Genomic DNA, 19,501 nt, shown 5'->3' with positions numbered 1-19,501 from the left:
GCGGAGCGGTAGTTCAGTCGGTTAGAATACCTGCCTGTCACGCAGGGGGTCGCGGGTTCGAGTCCCGTCCGTTCCGCCACTATTCAGAAGGCCTGAATCAGCAATGATTCAGGCCTTCGTCGTTTTCGCTCTTCAAACGGGCACTTGTGTACCCGTTAGTGACATCACTTCTCTAGCGTAAAGGCGTCGGCATCCTGCCAGGCCGGGAATTTCTCGCGATACTCCTTCAGGACGGTGAGTGACAGTTCGGCATCGATACGCGTAGCCTGGTGCGGCTCGGCGGTGGCGAGAATCTCTCCCTGTGGGCTGACGATCCGGCTGTCGCCGCGATAGTGATGCCCGTTGCCATCGGTGCCGACGCGGTTACAGCCCGCGACATAGGCCTGGTTCTCAATAGCTCGCGCCACCAGCAGCGCCTGCCAGTGCAGCGAGCGCGGCGCAGGCCAGTTGGCCACGTACAGGGCGAGGTCGTAGTCGTTGCGGTTGCGCGACCAGACCGGGAAGCGCAGGTCATAGCAGACCAGGGGTAGGATGCGCCAGCCGCGCCATTCAAAGACCACTCGCTCGGTGCCTGCCTCGTAGTGGCGATGCTCATCAGCCATGCGGAACAGGTGGCGCTTATCGTAGCTATGCACCTTGCCCTCCGGCTCGACCAGCAGGAAACGGTTTACCGCTCCGCGATCGCTCTGCAGCGCCGCGCTACCCGCGACCAGGGCATTCGTCTGCTGTGCTTTGGCCTGCATCCAGGCGATAACATCACTCTGCGGCAGCGACTGCTGTGCCGCCTGCATCGCAAAACCCGTCGTGAACATCTCCGGCAGAACGATAACGTCGCGCCCGATAATATTTTCCAGTTGGCGATCGAAGTGCCGCAGGTTAGCTGGACCATCCATCCACACCAGCGGCTGTTGCAACAGCGTAATTTTCAAACCAGGCACGATGAGTCTCCCCATTTTTGTAGCGTTCAAACACTCTACCACGGCAAAACGCGATTGTGTGGCAATAAAAAACCCTGCCCGGGGGCAGGGTCGATAGCAACACAGGAAACGTTACGCAGCTTCGATTTTGCGCACTTTTTCCGGCAGGGCAGGGAGCAGCGGCCTGACCGGTTGGGTAGCCAGCGCGTCTGCCTCGAAGTCATCAACGTTGATGCTGCGTAGGCGGCTCTCTTCGGCTTTGATCAGGATCCGCGCTTCGTCATAGTCGATAATCCCCTGGGCCAGCGCGTCGTTAGCCAGCGTGTCCAGACGGGTAAACGGCAGATTCTTACCTATCTCCTTACAGATACGCTGATGAATCGGATCCGCAGCGATGACGTCCAGCAGCGCATCCTCCAGTAGGCCAACCGGGTTATGCTCGCTGGCGGTCAGATACTGACCGCGACCAATGCGGGAGCGGGTGGCGCAAGGCGTTTGCAGAATCTTCGCCACAGCGTGGTCCAGCTTGTCCGACGGGGCGAGGTAGTGACGCCCGGTAGGGAAGATGGTCGCGCGAAGCAGGGCGGCAACGCCGCGGTTCGGGAAGTTCGCCAGCAGGTCGTCCATTGCTTGTTCAGCCTTATAGATCGCATCCTGCACGCCCCAGTGAACCAGCGGCAGATCGGCTTCGTGACGGCCCTCGTCGTCGTAGCGTTTCAGCGTCGCGCTGGCGAGGAAGATCTGGCTCAGAATATCCCCCAGCCGCGCCGAGATACGTTCGCGACGTTTCAGGCTACCGCCCAGCACTGCCATCGACACATCCGACAGCATCGCCAGGTTAGCGCTCAGACGGTTAAGATGCTGATAGTAGCGGCGGGTCGCATCCCCGGTTGGCGTGCTGCTGGTCAGGCCGCGAGTCAGGCCAAGCCAGAAGCTACGCACCGTGTTGCTGCCCACGTGGCCGATGTGTTTAAACAGCAGCTTATCGAAGGCGTTGAGATCGTTGCTCTGGGCGGCAGCCATCTCATCCAGCACGTAAGGATGGCAGCGGATTGCGCCCTGACCGAAGATCATCATGCTGCGGGTAAGAATGTTCGCCCCTTCAACGGTGATGGCGATCGGTGCGCCCTGATAAACGCGAGCCAGGAAGTTACTCTCGCCGAGCATAATACCTTTCCCGCCGGCAATATCCATGGCATCAATAATCGACTGCTGGCCGCGATGGGTGCAGTGGTACTTGACGATAGCAGAGAGCACCGCCGGTTTTTCCCCAAGCACGATGGCGTAAGTAATCAGCGACGCGGCAGCATCCATCACGTAGGCGTTACCGGCAATGCGCGCCAGCGGCTCTTCGATCCCCTCCATCTTGCCGATGGCGATGCGGAACTGACGGCGAATATGGGCGTAAGCGCCGATACCCATCGCAGCGGACTTCAGGCCACCGGTCGAATTAGACGGCAGGGTGATGCCGCGACCCACCGACAGACACTCTACCAGCATCCGCCAGCCCTGGCCGGCCATTTTCGGTCCACCGATGATGTAGTCAATCGGTACAAAGATATCCTGACCACGGGTCGGGCCGTTCTGGAACGGAACGTTAAGCGGGAAGTGGCGACGGCCAATCTCCACGCCGGGCGTACTGGTGGGGATCAGGGCGCAGGTAATACCCAGCTCTTCGTCACCACCCAGCAGCTTTTCCGGGTCGGAGAGCTTAAAGGCCAGGCCCAGCACGGTCGCGATAGGGGCCAGAGTGATGTAGCGTTTGTTCCAGGTCAGGCGCATACCGAGCACCTGCTCACCCTGCCACTCGCCCATGCAGACCACGCCGGTATCCGGGATAGCACCGGCATCGGAGCCCGCTTCCGGGCTGGTCAGGGCAAAGCAGGGGATCTCTTCCCCACATGCCAGGCGCGGCAAATAGTGATTTTTCTGCTCTTCGGTGCCGTAGTGTTGCAGCAGCTCGCCCGGGCCTAAGGAGTTAGGCACGCCGACGGTGATGGCCAGAATGCCAGAGACGCCGGAGAGCTTCTGCAGCACGCGGGACTGAGCGTAGGCGGAGAACTCGAGGCCGCCGTACTCTTTTTTAATGATCATCGCAAAGAAGCGGTGCTCTTTCAGGTACGCCCACAGCTCGGGCGGCAGATCGGCCATCTCATGGGTGATCTGAAAATCATTTGCCATGCGGCAGGCCTCTTCTACCGGCCCGTCGATAAACGCCTGCTCTTCAGCGGTCAGACGCGGCTGCGGATAGCTATGCAGCTTTTTCCAGTCCGGATTGCCCTGGAACAGATCGCCTTCCCACCAGGTGGTCCCTGCGTCGATCGCCTCTTTCTCGGTGCGCGACATCGGCGGCATCACCTTACGGAAGCCGCGAAACACCGGGGCGGAGATCATCGATTTACGCATCGCGGGCAGGTTAAATGGCACCAGCATAATTGCCAGCGGCACCAGCACCCAGATGGACCACAGGCCGGAAACGCCAAGCGCGGCGGTCCAGGCCAGCAAAATCAGGCTACTCAAAAACAGATTGACGCGATGGTAGAACAGCGCGCCAATCAGTACCACGGTTGCGACAAGACTCAACATCATCATAAACAATTGCTCCCTGGCTTGTAGGAGGTCTGACCACTTTAGATGTTATTGTTGTAGTGGATGACACTATATTTAGCAATGTGTTTACAAAGTAATTACAACCTGGTTCACATTGTTGATGGTGATGAGGGCACGGATACCTAAAACGCCCGGTGATAAGTATGGCTTTAGCTTCTCGCGTATGGTGCTATCCGGTAAACTGCGCACGTAAAATTCATCTATTCTGAAGGACATCTTATGTACCAGGATCTGATTCGTAACGAACTGAATGAAGCGGCGGAGACGCTGGCTAACTTTCTGCAGGATGACGCCAACATTCACGCTATCCAGCGCGCAGCGGTGTTGCTGGCCGACAGCTTCAAAGCCGGTGGCAAAGTGCTCTCCTGCGGTAACGGCGGTTCACACTGTGATGCGATGCATTTTGCTGAAGAGCTGACCGGTCGCTACCGTGAGAACCGTCCGGGCTACCCGGCCATCGCTATCTCTGATGTCAGCCACATCTCCTGCGTCGGTAACGATTTTGGCTATGACTACATCTTCTCCCGCTACGTGGAAGCGGTAGGCCGCGAGGGTGACGTGCTGCTGGGCATCTCCACCTCCGGTAACTCCGGCAACGTGATCAAAGCGATCGACGCTGCACGCGCTAAAGGGATGAAGGTGATTACCCTGACCGGTAAAGACGGTGGCAAAATGGCCGGCAGCGCTGACATCGAGATCCGCGTTCCGCACTTTGGCTACGCCGACCGCATTCAGGAAATTCATATCAAAGTGATCCACATCTTGATTCAGCTGATTGAAAAAGAGATGGTTAAAGCTTAAGACGTCGTACGGGGGACAGGCCCCCGATGAGCTGTGGAGGTGTTGTATGTGCGAACTGCTCGGGATGAGCGCCAATGTGCCGACGGATATTTGCTTTAGTTTTACCGGGCTGGTTCAGCGCGGTGGAGGAACCGGGCCGCATAAAGATGGCTGGGGCATTACCTTTTACGAAGGCAAAGGCTGTCGCACGTTCAAGGATCCACAGCCCAGCTATAACTCACCGATAGCGAAACTGGTTCAGGACTACCCGATCAAATCCTGCTCGGTGGTGGCCCATATTCGCCAGGCCAACCGGGGAGAGGTATCGCTGGAGAATACGCACCCCTTTACCCGTGAGCTGTGGGGACGCAACTGGACCTACGCCCACAACGGCCAGCTGACGGGCTACAAGACGCTGGAGACCGGCAATTTCCGTCCGGTTGGTGAGACCGACAGCGAGAAGGCGTTTTGCTGGCTGCTGCACAAGCTCACCGCTCGCTATCCGCGCACGCCGGGCAATATGGCGGCGGTGTTTAAGTACATTGCGACCCTGGCAGGGGAGCTGCGTGAGAAGGGCGTATTTAATATGCTGCTGTCGGATGGGCGCTACGTGATGGCGTTCTGCTCCACCAATCTCTTCTGGATCACCCGTCGGGCACCGTTTGGCGTAGCGAAGCTGCTGGATCAGGACGTTGAGATCGACTTTCAAAAAGAGACCACGCCCAATGACGTGGTCTCCGTAATTGCTACTCAGCCGCTCACCGGCAATGAAACCTGGCACAAAATCATGCCAGGGGAGTGGGTACTATTTTGTCTCGGGGAGCGTGTAGTTTGATGCCAGCTGAGGCTGGATCGCGCCGTTGCTCTTAAGCGGCTTGCTCACTACGTAACGACCGTTCACCACCGAGACCACCGGCGGCTGGTGGAGGGTATTGAAGTAGTCATAGCCGGGCTTCAGCTGATTCCAGAAGTCTGCATAGTACGAGTTCTTGTGACGCGCCATATTGGCGTCGGTCATGCGGAACGGATAGATGCTCACCTGCACACCAGCCTGACCAAAGACCAGCGCCCCGGTCACGAACTGGAAGATCTCATCGATGCCGGAGTCGGTCATGGCGTAGCAGCCCACCGAGACGCATGCGCCGTGGATCATCAGGTATTTCCCTTCGTAGCCGTGCGAGCGATCGTAGGCGTTAGGGAAGCCGATGTTGATCGCCTTATAAAACCGGCTGTCCGGTTTAAGCTGGCTGCGCTGAACGGTATAGAACCCTTCCGGGCTTTTGAAGTCGCCCTGGCGCTGTTTCGGGCCGAGGCCACCGGAGTAGTTACAGATCTTGTAGCTATCCATCAGCTGATACTGCTCGCCCATCTTGACGTACAGCTCAAGCGTGCGCTCTTCCTTAAAGATCTGGATATAGACCGGGGAACCCATTAACTGCTGCTTATATTCTTTACTCACGGGCGTTGTTGAGCTGTTGCTGCTGAGCAGGCCAGCAAACGAGACGCACGGTATTGTAAGCATCGCAATGAATAATGCGATTATGCGCATACTACTTGTTCCTTGATAAAGCGGTTACCACATTGCCAGGACGGCAAAAGAGACCCGAAATCAGACTAATCTGGATTAGGAGCGCTCACATTAGCACCCCGGTATTTTTTCGCAAGCCCGCCGGGCGGAGTTTACAAAATGTTTTGCTCAGGCCCCATCATACCGATATCAGAGGCCGTTGGCTAAGCTTCTGCATAAGCGACGCTTCTCATTTGATCAACAAAACCTGTATACTTATCCAGTGAAGGCAGAGACTTCCCAGGCAAAATAAGCAGATGCGAAAAATAATACACGTTGATATGGACTGCTTTTTCGCAGCGGTGGAGATGCGCGATAATCCCGCCCTGCGAGATATCCCTATCGCCATCGGTGGTAGCCGGGAGCGGCGGGGCGTGATCAGCACCGCTAACTACCCGGCGCGCAAGTTTGGCGTACGCAGCGCGATGCCTACCGGAATGGCGCTCAAGCTCTGTCCCCATCTTACCCTGCTGCCGGGTCGCTTCGACGCCTATAAAGAAGCCTCGCGCCATATTCAGGCGATCTTCTCCCGCTACACGTCGCGCATTGAACCTCTCTCGCTGGATGAAGCCTTTCTCGATGTGACCGACAGCGTGCACTGTCACGGCTCCGCCACCCTGATGGCTCAGGAGATCCGCCAGACTATTTTTAACGAGCTACAGCTCACCGCCTCGGCGGGCATTGCGCCGGTGAAGTTTCTGGCCAAGATCGCCTCGGATCTCAACAAGCCCAACGGCCAGTACGTGATCACCCCGGACGAGGTCCCTGCGTTCCTGAAGACGCTGCCGTTGTCAAAAATTCCGGGCGTTGGCAAAGTCTCGGCTGGCAAGCTGGAGAGTCTCGGCCTGCGCACCTGTGAGGACGTGCAGAGGAGCGATCTCGCCATGCTCCTGAAGCGCTTCGGCAAGTTTGGCCGGGTGCTGTGGGAGCGCAGCCAGGGGATCGACGAGCGGGAGATCACCGGCGAGCGGCTGCGCAAGTCGGTGGGCGTGGAGCGCACCCTGGCAGAGGATATCCACGAGTGGGAGGAGTGCGTGGCGATTATCGAGCGCCTCTACCCGGAGCTGGAGCGGCGGCTGACCGCCGTTAAGCCGGATCTGCTGATCGCCCGCCAGGGGGTGAAGCTTAAGTTTAACGATTTTCAGCAAACTACCCAGGAGCACGTCTGGCCGCAGCTGAATAAAGAGGATTTGATCGCCACTGCACGCAAAGTGTGGGACGAGCGCCGGGGAGAGCGCGGGGTGCGGCTGGTGGGGCTGCATGTGACGCTGCTCGATCCGCAGCTTGAGCGGCAGCTGGTTTTAGGCCTGTAAAAAACCCGGTGGCGCTAACGCTTACCGGGCCTACATTGTCGAACCGTAGGCCGGGTAAGCGTAGCGCCACCCGGCGTTTACTCTTTACTTCGCCGGAATCGCTTTCAGCAGCTCGGTCAGCAGGATCCAGTACTGGCCCACGCTCTCAATATGAACCTGCTCATCCGGGGAATGCGGACCGGTGATGGTCGGCCCGATGGAAACCATATCCATATCCGGGTACGGCTTTTTGAACAGGCCGCACTCAAGACCGGCGTGGATCACCTGGATGTTCGGCGTCTTGTCGAACAGGCGCTGATAGGTTTCACGCACCAGCTGCATCACCGGGGATTTCGCATCCGGCTGCCAGCCTGGGTAGCTGCCTTTCGCCGAGGTCTGCGCGCCCGCCAGCGTGCCTAATGACTCCAGCATGCTGACCACGTACTCTTTACCGCTGTCGATCAGGGAGCGGATCAGGCAGATGATCTCTGCGCTCTCGTCTTCCATAGTGACCACACCCACGTTCAGGGAGGTTTCTACCACGCCCTTCGCCACGTCAGAGTTGCGGATCACGCCGTTCGGCGTAGCGTTCAGCAGCTGCACGAACGCGTCACGGGACGCGGTCGTCAGCGCGGCTTTATCAGAGGCAACGCTCTCCAGCTGCACGGTCAGGTTCTTCTCTTTGATCGCCAGCTCGTTGCTGAGGATAGCCTGATACGCATCTGCCAGCGCCTTCAGCTGTTCAGCTTTGTCTGCGGCAACCGCAACGGTAGCAAAGGCTTCGCGCGGAATGGCGTTACGCAGCGTGCCGCCGTTGAAGTCCAGCAGGCGCAGATCCAGCTCGGCAGCGTGACCGGCCAGGAAACGAGCCAGCAGCTTGTTAGCATTGCCCAGACCGAGGTGGATATCACCGCCGGAGTGGCCGCCTTTCAGGCCCTTCAGGGTCAGGCGGAAGGTCTCAAAGCCAGCGGGAACGGCTTCGCGGGAGAGCGCCAGGGTGGAGATAAAGTCGATGCCACCGGCGCAGCCCATGTAGATCTCACCCTCTTCTTCAGAGTCGGTGTTGATCAGGATGTCGGCCTGTAACCAGCCAGCCTGCAGACCAAACGCACCGTCCATTCCGGCCTCTTCGGTCATGGTCAGCAGTACTTCCAGCGGGCCGTGGGCCACGGTGTCATCTGCCAGCACTGCCAGCGCAGAGGCCATGCCGATACCGTTATCCGCGCCCAGGGTGGTGCCACGGGCTTTCACCCACTCGCCATCAACGTACGGCTGAATCGGGTCGACGGTGAAGTCGTGCACGGTGTCGTGGTTTTTCTGCGGCACCATATCCAGGTGCGCCTGTAATACGACCGGCTTGCGATTTTCCATACCGGCGGTGGCCGGCTTGCGGATCAGGATGTTGCCAACCTGGTCGCGCTCGGCATGAAAGCCTTTCTCTTTCGCCCAACCCATAACGTGTTCAGCAAGCTGTTCTTCATGATAAGAGGGGTGCGGAATAGAGCAGATCTTGGCAAAAATATCCCACAGCGGCTGGGGGGATAGTTGAGACAGTTCAGACATAATGATTCTCCATGTCAATGGCCTGCAAAACAGAGGGGCAGGGCACAGGATTAGCGATAACAGAGCATCACGCGCTATGCGGGTGAGATAGTGGGAGAATACCACTTTATTGTCTGTCTGAGTGTGACACATGTAAAAAGCACAGGGCGGGCCGCGTAACACTGGTTTTTAGTGCGTCAGATCTCTATAATCTCGCGCAACCCATTTTCCCCTGAACACATTTAAGCCGCTTTACAATAGGCTGGGACACTTCACATGAGCGAAAAATACGTCGTCACCTGGGACATGCTGCAAATTCACGCCCGCAAGCTGGCCGCGCGCCTGCTGCCGTCAGAACAGTGGAAAGGCATCATTGCCGTTAGCCGTGGTGGTTTAGTTCCGGCTGCCCTGCTGGCCCGTGAGCTGGGTATTCGCCATGTTGATACCGTTTGCATCTCCAGCTACGACCACGACAACCAGCGCGAGCTGAAAGTGCTGAAACGTGCTGAAGGCGACGGTGAAGGCTTTATCGTGATTGACGATCTGGTAGATACCGGCGGTACCGCAGTCGCTATTCGTGACATGTATCCAAAAGCCCACTTCGTGACCATTTTCGCTAAGCCTGCCGGCCGCCCGCTGGTTGATGACTATGTAATCGATATCCCGCAGGATACCTGGATTGAGCAGCCGTGGGATATGGGCGTGGTCTTCGTGCCGCCTATCTCTGGCCGCTAAGCCGTTTTTTTCTAAACTTTACGCCCGGTTATGCCGGGCGTTCTGTTATTTAGCGCTCGGCAGGTTACAATAGAGGAAGTGACGTAATCATGGAGGCTGCGCGCAATGACCCAGGCTAACCTCAGCGAAACCCTGTTCAAACCCCGATTCAAACATCCCGAAACCTCGACGCTGGTCCGCCGTTTTCAGCGGGGCAATCCCCCGGCGATGGATTCCGCACTGGACGGGGCCAGCGTTCCGCACTGGTATCGGCTGATCAACCGCCTGCTGTGGGTTTGGCGCGGGGTCGATCCACGTGAAATTCTTGACGTGCAGGCGCGGATCGTCATGAGCCAGGCCGAGCGTACCGACAGCGAGCTCTATGATACGGTGGTGGGCTATCGCGGCGGCAACTGGATTTACGAGTGGGCGACCCAGGCGATGAAGTGGCAGCAGAAGGCCAGCCAGACCCAGGAAGATACCCTCAGTGGTCGCCAGTGGCTGCACGCCTCCAATCTCTACAGCATTGCTGCTTATCCGCATCTGAAAGGCGATGACCTGGCCGAGCAGGCGCAGGCCCTGGCGAACCGCGCCTATGAAGAGGCCGCTCGTCGTTTGCCGGGTAAGCTGCGTGAGCTTGAGTTCGCCATTCCCGGCGGTTCGCCGCTGGTGGGCTTCTTGCACATGCCGAAAGGCGACGGCCCGTTCCCGACTGTGCTGGTATGTGGTGGTCTCGACAGCCTGCAAAGCGACTATTACAACCTGTTTGAGCGCTACTTTGCGCCGAACGGCATCGCGATGTTGACTTTGGATATGCCGTCGATTGGCTTCTCGTCGAAGTGGAAGCTGACCCAGGACTCCAGCATGCTGCACCAGCACGTGCTGAAAGCGCTGCCGGACATTCCGTGGATCGATCACACCCGGGTAGCCGCCTTTGGCTTCCGCTTTGGGGCAAACGTTGCCGTACGCCTGGCCTATCTTGAGTCGCCGCGTCTGAAGGCGGTGGCCTGCCTTGGGCCTGTGGTGCACTCGCTGCTCACCGACCCTCAGCGCCTCAACGGCGTGCCGGAGATGTACCTCGACGTACTGGCCAGCTGTCTCGGGATGCATGACGCTTCGGACGAGGCGCTGCGCGTCGAGCTGAACCGCTATTCATTAAAAACTCAGGGCCTGCTGGGACGACGCTGTCCGACGCCAATGCTCTCCGGCTACTGGAAAAACGATCCCTTCAGTCCGGAAGAAGAGTCGCGGCTCATTGCCTCCTCCTCTGCCGACGGCAAGCTGCTGGAGATCCCGTTTAAGCCGGTTTACCGGAATTTTGATAAGTCTCTACAGGAAATTACTGCCTGGATGAAGCATAGATTGCGTTAATGCGTTGCTTAATTCCATTGATTTGGTAAAACAGTTGCATCACAAAAGGAGATCGCAATGACGTTACCGAGTGGACACCCGAAAAGCAGACTGATCAAGAAATTTATGGCGCTTGGCCCCTATATCCGTGAGGAGCAGTGCGAAGGGAACCGTTTCTTTTTTGACTGCCTTGCCGTATGCGTCAACGTGAAACCTGCCCCTGAGAAGCGTGAGTTTTGGGGCTGGTGGATGATAATGGAAGCCCAGGAAAAACGCTTCACCTATACCTACCAGTTTGGCCTCTTTAATAAAGAAGGCCACTGGGAGCCAGTTGCTATTAAAGATACAGAAGTGACCGATCGTCTTGAGCAGACGCTGCGTACTTTCCACGAGCGCGCACGTGAGCTGCTGGCATCGCTGGAATTAAAGCTGGAGCCTGCCGATGACTTTAAAAACGACCCGGTCAAACTCAGCGCCTGATTAAGCGTATACCATAAATAAAAAAAGGCCCTTCACCGACATGAAGGGCCTTTTTATTATCCAGAATTAGAACTGATAGGTTACGCCCAGGGCAACGACATCGTCATTAGTGGTAACCAGGCGGTTATCGTCGTCAATCTGGTTAATTTTATAATCAACGAAGGCCGACATGTTTTTGTTGAAGTAATAGGTTGCGCCTACGTCGATATAGTTGACCAGATCTTCGTCACCGAAGCCTTCAATATCTTTGCCCTTGGTCAGGACGTAGCCCACGGACGGACGCAGACCGAAGTCGAACTGGTACTGGAGCACGGCTTCGAAGTTATCCGCTTTGTTGGCAAAGCCCGCAGAGGAGGAGATCGGGGTCATGTTGTAAGAGACACCGTAGAACGCAGCCGCGTAGACGTTGTTGGCATCATACTTCGCGCTAGCAGCCCAGGCTTCTGCATTCGCACCACGGCCAAGGGTCATCCGGTTCTGCGCGTCGGTGCGGTCAGAGTTAGCGTATGCACCAACGATAGAGAAGTCGCTGCCGCCAAAATCATAGGCCAGAGAGGTACCGAAACCATCACCGTTCTGTTTCACCACGCTGCTACGGCCGTTTTCGTTTTTGCCCTGATACTGCAGGGTCAGGTCCAGACCGTCTACTATGCCGAAGAAGTCGCTGTTACGATAGGTCGCCACGCCGCTGGTGCGTTTAGTCATAAAGTTGTCGGTACGGGCCAGGCCGTCACCGCCGAACTCAGGGAACATATCGGTGTAGGCGGCCACGTCATACAGCACGCCCAGGTTACGACCGTAGTCCAGTGAGCCAAAATCTTTAATTTTCACACCGGCAAATGCCAGACGGGTTTTCTGCCCGGAGGTGCTTTCGTCGTTATTACCGGCAAACTCCGCTTCCCAACGACCGAAGCCCGTAATCTGATCGTTAATTTGGGTTTCGCCTTTAAAGCCGAAACGAACGTATGTTTTATCGCCGTCGTTGCTGTTGTCATCGCTGAAGTAGTGCATGGCTTTCACTTTGCCGTAAACGTCCAGCTTGTTGCCATTTTTATTAAAAACTTCTGCGGACTGTACAGATGCGGAAGCAACCAGACCCATTACCACTAATGCCAGAGTACTCTTTTTCATTTTGATTCCCGATTTAAACAAAAGACGCTCTAATATTCGCCAGGCTTATACCTGCTGAAAACAGAGAGGGTTTTAACGTTCGGAAATGAAAGATTTATGACAATGTCGGAATAATTTTAAAAATCCGTGTTTATTTATTTCTGCAATAAATCTGCAAAAATCTGCCGTTAGGCTTGCCGATCCTCGCAGCAATCTCCCATGCTTTTGACCGAGGTTATTGGCAAGCGGCCTCACTCCTGTTACAACGTCAGACTGACATCACATTTCCTTATTCGTAAAACGGCAGAGAATCATGAGTGACACCCAGACGCTGGTGGTAAAACTCGGCACCAGCGTGTTAACGGGCGGATCGCGCCGCCTCAACCGCGCCCATATCGTGGAGCTGGTACGCCAGTGCGCGCAGCTGCATGCCGCAGGGCATCGTATTGTTATCGTCACCTCCGGGGCGATCGCCGCCGGACGCGAGCATTTGGGCTACCCGGAGCTGCCCGCCACCATCGCCTCCAAGCAGCTGCTGGCGGCAGTGGGGCAGAGTCGCCTGATCCAGCTCTGGGAGCAGCTCTTCTCCATCTACGGTATCCACGTCGGCCAGATGCTGCTGACGCGTGCCGATATGGAGGACCGGGAGCGCTTCCTCAACGCCCGCGATACCCTGCGCGCACTGCTGGATAACAGCATCGTGCCGGTGATCAACGAGAACGATGCCGTGGCTACCGCTGAGATCAAAGTAGGCGATAACGACAACCTCTCCGCGCTGGCCGCCATCCTGGGCGGGGCGGATAAGCTGCTGCTGCTCACCGATCAGCAGGGCCTTTACACCGCCGATCCGCGCAATAATCCGGATGCCGAGCTGATCGCTGACGTTTACGGCATTGACGATGCGCTGCGTGCCATCGCCGGGGACAGCGTCTCTGGCCTCGGCACCGGCGGCATGGGCACGAAATTGCAGGCTGCGGACGTCGCCTGCCGGGCGGGCATCGAGACCATTATCGCCGCGGGCAGCAGGCCGGGCGTTATCGGCGACGCGCTGAACGGCGTACCGGTGGGGACGCGCTTTCACGCTCAGACCTCGCCGCTGGAGAACCGCAAGCGCTGGATCTTCGGCGCGCCGCCAGCGGGTGAGCTGACCGTGGACGAAGGGGCAACGATGGCGATCCTCGAAAAAGGCAGCTCATTGCTGCCAAAAGGGATCAAAAGCGTGACAGGCAACTTCTCCCGTGGTGAAGTGATCCGTATCCGTAATCTGGCAGGACGGGACATCGCTCACGGCGTCTCCCGCTACAACAGCGACGCGCTGCGACGCATCGCTGGCCAGCACTCACAACAGATCGACGCCATTCTCGGCTACGAGTATGGCCCGGTCGCCGTCCATCGCGACGACATGATCACCCGTTAAGGAGCAGACGTATGCTTGAACAGATGGGCATCGCTGCGAAAGCAGCCTCGTATAAGCTGGCGCAGCTCTCCAGCCGAGAAAAAAACCGCGTTCTGGAGAAGATCGCTGACTACCTTGAGGCCCAGGCGCACGACATTATCCAGGCCAACGATCAGGACGTGCTCGAAGCCCGGCGCAACGGCCTGAGCGAAGCGATGCTCGATCGTCTGGCGCTCAACCCTGAACGCCTGAAGAGCATCGCCGACGACGTGCGCCAGGTCTGCAAACTGGCGGATCCGGTAGGCCAGATTATTGACGGCGGGCTGCTCGACAGCGGCCTGCGCATTGAACGCCGTCGGGTGCCCCTCGGCGTGATTGGCGTGATCTACGAGGCGCGACCTAACGTTACCGTTGACGTCGCCTCCCTCTGCCTGAAGACCGGCAACGCGGCAATCCTGCGCGGCGGCAAAGAGACCTGGCGCACCAACGCTGCCACCGTGAAGGTGATCCAGCAGGCGCTGGAGGAGTGCGGCCTACCGGCAGGTGCTATCCAGGCGATTGAGAGCCCGGACCGGACGCTGGTCAATGAGATGCTGCGCATGGATAAGTACATCGACATGCTAATCCCACGCGGCGGGGCAGGGCTGCACAAGCTGTGCCGCGAGCAGTCAACTATTCCGGTGATCACCGGCGGGATCGGCGTGTGTCATATCTACGTGGATGACACCGCCGAGATTGAACCCGCGCTGAAGATTATCGTCAACGCCAAGACCCAGCGCCCGAGCACCTGTAACACCGTAGAAACGCTGCTGGTGAGTCAGCAGATTGCCGAGCGTTTCTTGCCCGCGCTCAGCACCCAGATGGCGCAGAGCGGTGTGACGTTGCACGCCGACGCGGCGGCACTGAAAACGCTGCAAGGTGGCCCGGCGCACGTCGAGGCGGTGAAGCCGGAGCAGTATGACGACGAGTTTTTATCCCTCGATCTCAACGTCAAGCTGGTGGCCTCGCTCGATGAGGCGATCGAGCATATTCGCGAGCACGGCACTCAGCACTCGGATGCGATCCTCACCCGCACCCTGAGCAATGCCAACCGCTTTGTGAACGAGGTGGATTCCTCTGCGGTATACGTTAACGCCTCTACGCGCTTTACCGACGGCGGACAGTTTGGCCTGGGTGCAGAAGTCGCCGTGAGCACGCAAAAATTGCACGCTCGCGGCCCGATGGGTCTTGAAGCCCTGACCACCTACAAGTGGGTTGGCTTCGGCGACGATACTATTCGTGCTTAAAACTAGCAGGGTGATGCAAAAGTAGCCGCTTGATTGCCAAGGGCATTGACGCATCACCCGGTTAGATCTAACCTTCTACCCCGTGGTTACGCTCGTAACCGGTCCCCCAGGGCCGATATAGCTCAGTTGGTAGAGCAGCGCATTCGTAATGCGAAGGTCGTAGGTTCGACTCCTATTATCGGCACCAATTAAATCAGATAGTTACCTGCTGTTGATGTAAATCTCGTTTCTCTATTGGGACAGATTTGTGCCATTGCGGCTCAAAATTGTGTCAATTTAGCTAGCGTGTTCGCTTGGATGTCCGGCAGAAAGGTGAGCGTAGAGTTTCGTCTTAAAAGAGTTCCCAACCGTACATTTACTTGAATGCACTGGCTATACCACTTTGCTTTGTAAACCTGACAAACTCCCCCGCAAATAAGGAACCCAGAGATTTCTAGTTGTTGTTGCTCTAAGTTACAGTTGCTTCATTCTGATGAACTGTATCAATACGACCGACAATATTTGATTTAACGAGCGAGAGATCACAAGCAGAAATCAGTCCTATAAGGCATAATGGATAAAAATCATCTGTTTAAAAGGACTATACGATGTCGCATGTAAGTATCAATGATTTTAAATTGCTTAATATCAAATGCCAAAAATATTTTGATTTATTCAGTAAAACTAATCAATTTGTTCAAGAAGTGAATGAACTTAAGTTACAACAAAGGTTTGGTTTTTATCTCTTCATGCATAGAATCATTATGCAATGAAAAAGATATTGATCGAATTAGTGATTACATTACAGATACTGAATATAATTCATATTTATATGGTAATCGAAATGATGATCATGGGATTGATGCAATATTTATAGATAGTGAAGGCAAGGAAATTAAGTTATTTAATTTTAAGTTTAGAGAACGATTCAAAGTTGACCAGAAGCAAAGCTTCAATGAGGCTTTTGTATCAACAAAGCTTGTAAATTGTATAATGAACGAAAGTATCGATGGATTAGAAGGTAAGTTAGCATCGTATGTGACAAAAATTAATGAGTTATTAAATGGGAACGAAGTGTGGAAGCTTTCTTTATATATGATAAGCAATGAAGCATTGCCTATAGAACATGACGAAAGTGCTATCCAACAACTGAAAAATGTATATGACATGGAAGTAATATCTATATGCCTTCCTCACATAACAAGTATTATGTCTATACGTCCCGCTCCAATTAATGCAGAATTGATTATCGATAATGATTCTCTCATGTCTTATTCAGAGAGTTCAATTTCGACATCTAAATCGTATGTTATCAGGCTAAATGCTGCCGATGTGATAAGAATTACTTGTCGTAATGCTGATTTACGTGGAGATCACAATTGTGAGAATTTTGAATTATTGGCAAACGAAAAAATAGATTTTGGGGTTCTTTTCGATAACGTCAGGGGTTTTGTTCAACGCTCGCGCTATAATGCAGGGATAGCCAAAACCTTGCGTGAAGAAGCAAGTAAGTTATTCATGTATAACAATGGATTAACTATAGTTGCTGACGATATTAAAGCTCACCCAGTAAATGGTCATAGAAAAGTTAGAATTAGTTTATCTGGGATCCAAGTCTTAAATGGTGGACAAACGCTTAGAACACTTCATGATTTTAATGCGGCGGATAAATCAAATATTACTGAATATATTTCAAAAGGCGAACTTCTTGTTCGGATATTCAATGCTTCTAATAATGAAACTGCAAATAAAATAGCGGAATACACAAACAGTCAAAACTCTATTTCTAATGTAGACTTGAAGTCTTTAAGCACATTGCAAATACAATTGGAACAGTTACTAGATGAGCATGGTATTATTTATTCCAGAAAAAATGGTGATACTGGGATTCATGACGAAAAAGAATACCGATACAAAATTAGTATGGAGCAATTTGGCCAGATACTTTTCGCTTATCAAGGTTTCCCTGAAAAATCTTCAAACCAAAAACAACATATTTTTGGTAAATACTACGATGGTATTTTTAGTGAGGATAATTTTAATTTTTCAAATGCCCCTCAGTTGGTGGAAAGTTATTACGAAATCAAAAAGGCTTATTCATCTTCAACTGATAGCATACAGAAAATAGAACAGAAGATTTTCTATATAATCTATATGCATAAAGTCAGAGAAGATTGGAGCTATGAAAAATGCATTAATATGCTTGAGGAAGCTTTAAGTTCTTATTACCCGCTCAGCGATGTGACCCTCACTGATGCACGAAAAATGATTCAGGTACGATTTAGGGAATCAGTGAGCGAAATGTTGCACGATACTGAGCTTTAGTTTGTACTTCTAAATATTAGAGGGTTCTATTGTGAACCCTCTGTTTTAAGATATAAATTATGTTCATTTCGTGCGGAAAATTAAACACTTTATTTATTATTTGTTCAGCACATAAAGAATAAATAAAAGTGATGATTGTTTGACCATGTTCATAGTATGCAGTATGGGGGTACTTTTGGGGGTAACTTAAAAAATAACAATGACAAAAACCCTTTTAAATCAATCAAATTATCCTTCTCGTCATGTTCCTATTATCGGCACATCAAATTTAATTACAGATAAGACGGATCCACTCAAATCATTCGCAAAGAAGTTTGATAAGCGTACGTTATCCAACAAGGCTCTCTATATTATTCAAGGCCGCCGTGAATCCTGCCGCAGCGGGAAAATCCTTGTATTAATTATCGCGATATTCACCTCGCAGGGCGTTCCATCATCGAGAAACACCGTCTCCGTAAGCTCGATAACCGCATCATTTTCCTTTAGTTTTAATAAGGAGAGCACATCCGCATCGGTCAAGTTGACCGCCTCCAGGTTCTGGTCCCGGCGCTGGATCTTTTTACCGGTAATCTGTTCGATATAGGAGAATTTCGAGATCTCCAGCCTGCTGAACTCCATGGTGCTAAACATGCTCACCGGCAGGTGGCTATGCTCCAGCGCAACGGGAATATCATCGAAGCACATCAGACGTAAAATTTTATAGACCTTGTCGCTGTTCTTAATACGTAGCGCCTGAGCCATATCAGGGGAGGGAACGCGGATGATGCTGGCTGAGATAACCTTTCGTACGCCCTTATAACCGTGCTTCTGGGCCTGATAATCGAAAGGTGAGAGCGCATGAAATCGTCCAGAGTGGTTGCTTACGCCAATCGAACCCACATATAGGCCCGAGCCTTTAACTCGGTAAATCCTCTGCTGCTCTATTAAAATGCGCGTGGCTTCACGAACGGTAGCGCGGGTAATACCAATATTTTTGGCAATGGCAATTTCAGTATCGAGCTTATCGCCAGGCAACAGGCCGTCATCCTTAATTTTCTTCAGGATGTAATCGACTACCTCTCTCTGCTTCTCTGTTATGCCATCAACCATCGATATTCTTCCCGATAAGTGTGAAAGAGCGACTCCCCTGAGCCTGTCTATACATGTATGCCTGATATTCTTCGCTTAGCACCACTTGAGTGGTGTAGAGATGTGATCGGCTTAACGAATTTGCATCCAAATACCGCGAGTTCGCTGCAATGTTACCGTTACATATTGTATCTGCCCAGATCCCGGTCCACTATCTAGATGACTATACATCTTAAAGATGTCTATACGTATCAAGCAGCCTGAAACAGAGAAACGCGTTTTTTTAGATCAGGGAGAAAAACATGTCGCATCTGGCAAAGTGGTTAAATAACGAAAAAGTTCAGTACGTTGAGCGCGTCGCGGACTGGAAAGAGGCCATTCAGATTGCCGGGACTCCTCTCCTCAATGAGGGGGCCATATCACAACGCTATATCGAGGCCATTATCCGGCAGAAAGAGGAGATCGGGCCTTACTTCGTTATCGCCCCGCGGATTGCCATGCCCCACGCTCGTCCGGAAGAGGGCGCTCAGGCGCTGGGTTTATCGGTGGTAAAGCTGGCTGAACCCGTGGTGTTTAACGCTGACGAGAACGATCCGGTAGACACGGTTTTCATGTTTGCCGCGCCGGACAGCAACAGTCATATAGAGATGATCTCTCAGCTGGCTGAGTTGCTCTCTGATGAAGACGAAATGGAAAAGGTCTTCAACGTCCGCAGCAAAGAAGAACTGAATGCAATTTTACTGGCCGATAACGGTATCGCCCAGTAGACGAACAGTGATCAACGATTAATGAGGTGAGTTATGAAAATGATGGCGGTGTGTGGTTCAGGTCTGGGCAGCAGCTTCATGATGGAAATGAATATTAAAAAGGTGCTGAAAAACCTCAATATTGTAGCCGAAGTCGAGCACTCCGACCTGGGGTCGGTAACGCCCGACGTAGCTGACGTTTTTGTGATGGCGAAGGATATTGCCTATAGCGCCAACCTGCCGGAGGACAAGATTATCATCATTAACAACATTATCGATCTGAAAGAGATCGAACAAAAAATACGCGAGTATTTTGAGAAAAATAACGCGTAATTCGAG

Annotated in this window: 17 protein-coding genes and 2 tRNA genes; 13 read left to right on the top strand and 6 right to left on the bottom strand. The window is 53.7% G+C overall.

What is annotated here, in order from left to right:
- Positions 1-2 precede the first annotated feature (2 nt).
- A tRNA-Asp gene (locus tag RTP97_RS12075) sits at positions 3-79 on the top strand.
- Positions 80-164: 85 nt separating this feature from the next.
- On the opposite strand, the gene RTP97_RS12070 is transcribed toward RTP97_RS12075, so the two are convergent.
- Both RTP97_RS12070 and fadE read right to left on the bottom strand, forming a co-directional pair.
- On the bottom strand, positions 165-938 hold the full coding sequence (locus tag RTP97_RS12070; protein ID WP_312413866.1) for an amidohydrolase: 774 nt from the start codon (positions 936-938) through the stop codon (positions 165-167).
- Positions 939-1,049: 111 nt separating this feature from the next.
- Positions 1,050-3,509, bottom strand: coding sequence for an acyl-CoA dehydrogenase FadE (gene fadE / locus RTP97_RS12065; RefSeq protein WP_312413863.1), 2,460 nt, complete (start codon positions 3,507-3,509; stop codon positions 1,050-1,052).
- Between the two features lie 237 nt (positions 3,510-3,746).
- Here fadE and lpcA point away from each other — a divergent pair, with 237 nt between their 5' ends.
- Both lpcA and RTP97_RS12055 read left to right on the top strand, forming a co-directional pair.
- Entirely contained in the window at positions 3,747-4,328 is a 582-nt protein-coding gene (lpcA, locus tag RTP97_RS12060) for a D-sedoheptulose 7-phosphate isomerase (RefSeq protein ID WP_042396145.1), read from the top strand.
- 46 nt (positions 4,329-4,374) lie between these two features.
- Positions 4,375-5,142 carry a class II glutamine amidotransferase gene (locus RTP97_RS12055; RefSeq protein ID WP_312211047.1) on the top strand — a complete coding sequence of 256 codons (768 nt, stop codon included), beginning with the start codon at positions 4,375-4,377 and terminating at the stop codon, positions 5,140-5,142.
- Here RTP97_RS12055 and dpaA read toward each other — a convergent pair.
- A complete protein-coding gene (dpaA, locus tag RTP97_RS12050) occupies positions 5,113-5,856 on the bottom strand; it encodes a peptidoglycan meso-diaminopimelic acid protein amidase (protein ID WP_312413860.1) in 744 nt (247 codons plus the stop codon). The two genes, RTP97_RS12055 and dpaA, sit on opposite strands and share 30 nt — an antisense overlap.
- Positions 5,857-6,131: 275 nt before the next feature.
- Here dpaA and dinB point away from each other — a divergent pair, with 275 nt between their 5' ends.
- Positions 6,132-7,187, top strand: coding sequence for a DNA polymerase IV (gene dinB / locus RTP97_RS12045; protein ID WP_312413857.1), 1,056 nt, complete (start codon positions 6,132-6,134; stop codon positions 7,185-7,187).
- 84 nt (positions 7,188-7,271) lie between these two features.
- Here dinB and pepD read toward each other — a convergent pair whose 3' ends face one another.
- Complete coding sequence (gene pepD / locus RTP97_RS12040; RefSeq protein WP_312413854.1) at positions 7,272-8,729, bottom strand: cytosol nonspecific dipeptidase; 1,458 nt, start codon at positions 8,727-8,729, stop codon at positions 7,272-7,274.
- A 255-nt stretch (positions 8,730-8,984) separates the two neighbouring features.
- Here pepD and gpt point away from each other — a divergent pair, with 255 nt between their 5' ends.
- From gpt to crl, 3 genes are all read left to right on the top strand, one after another.
- Positions 8,985-9,443 carry a xanthine phosphoribosyltransferase gene (gene gpt / locus RTP97_RS12035; protein ID WP_312227615.1) on the top strand — a complete coding sequence of 153 codons (459 nt, stop codon included), beginning with the start codon at positions 8,985-8,987 and terminating at the stop codon, positions 9,441-9,443.
- A 105-nt stretch (positions 9,444-9,548) separates the two neighbouring features.
- Positions 9,549-10,793: an esterase FrsA gene (gene frsA / locus RTP97_RS12030; protein ID WP_312413852.1), complete on the top strand. Its 1,245-nt coding sequence runs from the start codon at positions 9,549-9,551 to the stop codon at positions 10,791-10,793.
- Between the two features lie 57 nt (positions 10,794-10,850).
- Entirely contained in the window at positions 10,851-11,252 is a 402-nt protein-coding gene (gene crl, locus RTP97_RS12025) for a sigma factor-binding protein Crl (protein WP_312413851.1), read from the top strand.
- A 66-nt stretch (positions 11,253-11,318) separates the two neighbouring features.
- Here crl and phoE read toward each other — a convergent pair whose 3' ends face one another.
- Entirely contained in the window at positions 11,319-12,383 is a 1,065-nt protein-coding gene (gene phoE, locus RTP97_RS12020; RefSeq protein WP_312413850.1) for a phosphoporin PhoE, read from the bottom strand.
- A gap of 292 nt (positions 12,384-12,675) precedes the next feature.
- On the opposite strand from phoE, the gene proB reads away from it, so the two are divergent.
- The 4 genes from proB to RTP97_RS12000 all read left to right on the top strand — a co-directional run bounded on the left by proB (position 12,676) and on the right by RTP97_RS12000 (position 17,348).
- Positions 12,676-13,779 (top strand): glutamate 5-kinase, encoded by a 1,104-nt coding sequence (proB, locus tag RTP97_RS12015; RefSeq protein ID WP_312413849.1) that lies wholly within the window; start codon positions 12,676-12,678, stop codon positions 13,777-13,779.
- An 11-nt stretch (positions 13,780-13,790) separates the two neighbouring features.
- On the top strand, positions 13,791-15,044 hold the full coding sequence (gene proA, locus RTP97_RS12010; protein ID WP_312413846.1) for a glutamate-5-semialdehyde dehydrogenase: 1,254 nt from the start codon (positions 13,791-13,793) through the stop codon (positions 15,042-15,044).
- A 111-nt stretch (positions 15,045-15,155) separates the two neighbouring features.
- Positions 15,156-15,231 (top strand) — tRNA-Thr (locus tag RTP97_RS12005).
- 500 nt (positions 15,232-15,731) lie between these two features.
- A complete protein-coding gene (locus tag RTP97_RS12000) occupies positions 15,732-17,348 on the top strand; it encodes an AIPR family protein (protein WP_312413845.1) in 1,617 nt (538 codons plus the stop codon).
- 354 nt (positions 17,349-17,702) lie between these two features.
- On the opposite strand, the gene RTP97_RS11995 is transcribed toward RTP97_RS12000, so the two are convergent.
- Positions 17,703-18,437: a GntR family transcriptional regulator gene (locus RTP97_RS11995; RefSeq protein WP_312413844.1), complete on the bottom strand. Its 735-nt coding sequence runs from the start codon at positions 18,435-18,437 to the stop codon at positions 17,703-17,705.
- A 281-nt stretch (positions 18,438-18,718) separates the two neighbouring features.
- Here RTP97_RS11995 and RTP97_RS11990 point away from each other — a divergent pair, with 281 nt between their 5' ends.
- Together RTP97_RS11990 and RTP97_RS11985 are read left to right on the top strand one after the other, a co-directional pair.
- Positions 18,719-19,183, top strand: coding sequence for a PTS sugar transporter subunit IIA (locus tag RTP97_RS11990; RefSeq protein WP_312413843.1), 465 nt, complete (start codon positions 18,719-18,721; stop codon positions 19,181-19,183).
- A gap of 33 nt (positions 19,184-19,216) precedes the next feature.
- Entirely contained in the window at positions 19,217-19,495 is a 279-nt protein-coding gene (locus RTP97_RS11985; protein WP_312413841.1) for a PTS sugar transporter subunit IIB, read from the top strand.
- The last annotated feature ends 6 nt before the right edge of the window (positions 19,496-19,501 follow it).

This window comes from Pseudescherichia sp. (assembly GCF_031998825.1).
Lineage (GTDB): Bacteria > Pseudomonadota > Gammaproteobacteria > Enterobacterales > Enterobacteriaceae > Pseudescherichia.
This window is presented reverse-complemented; position numbering and strand designations above follow the sequence as displayed.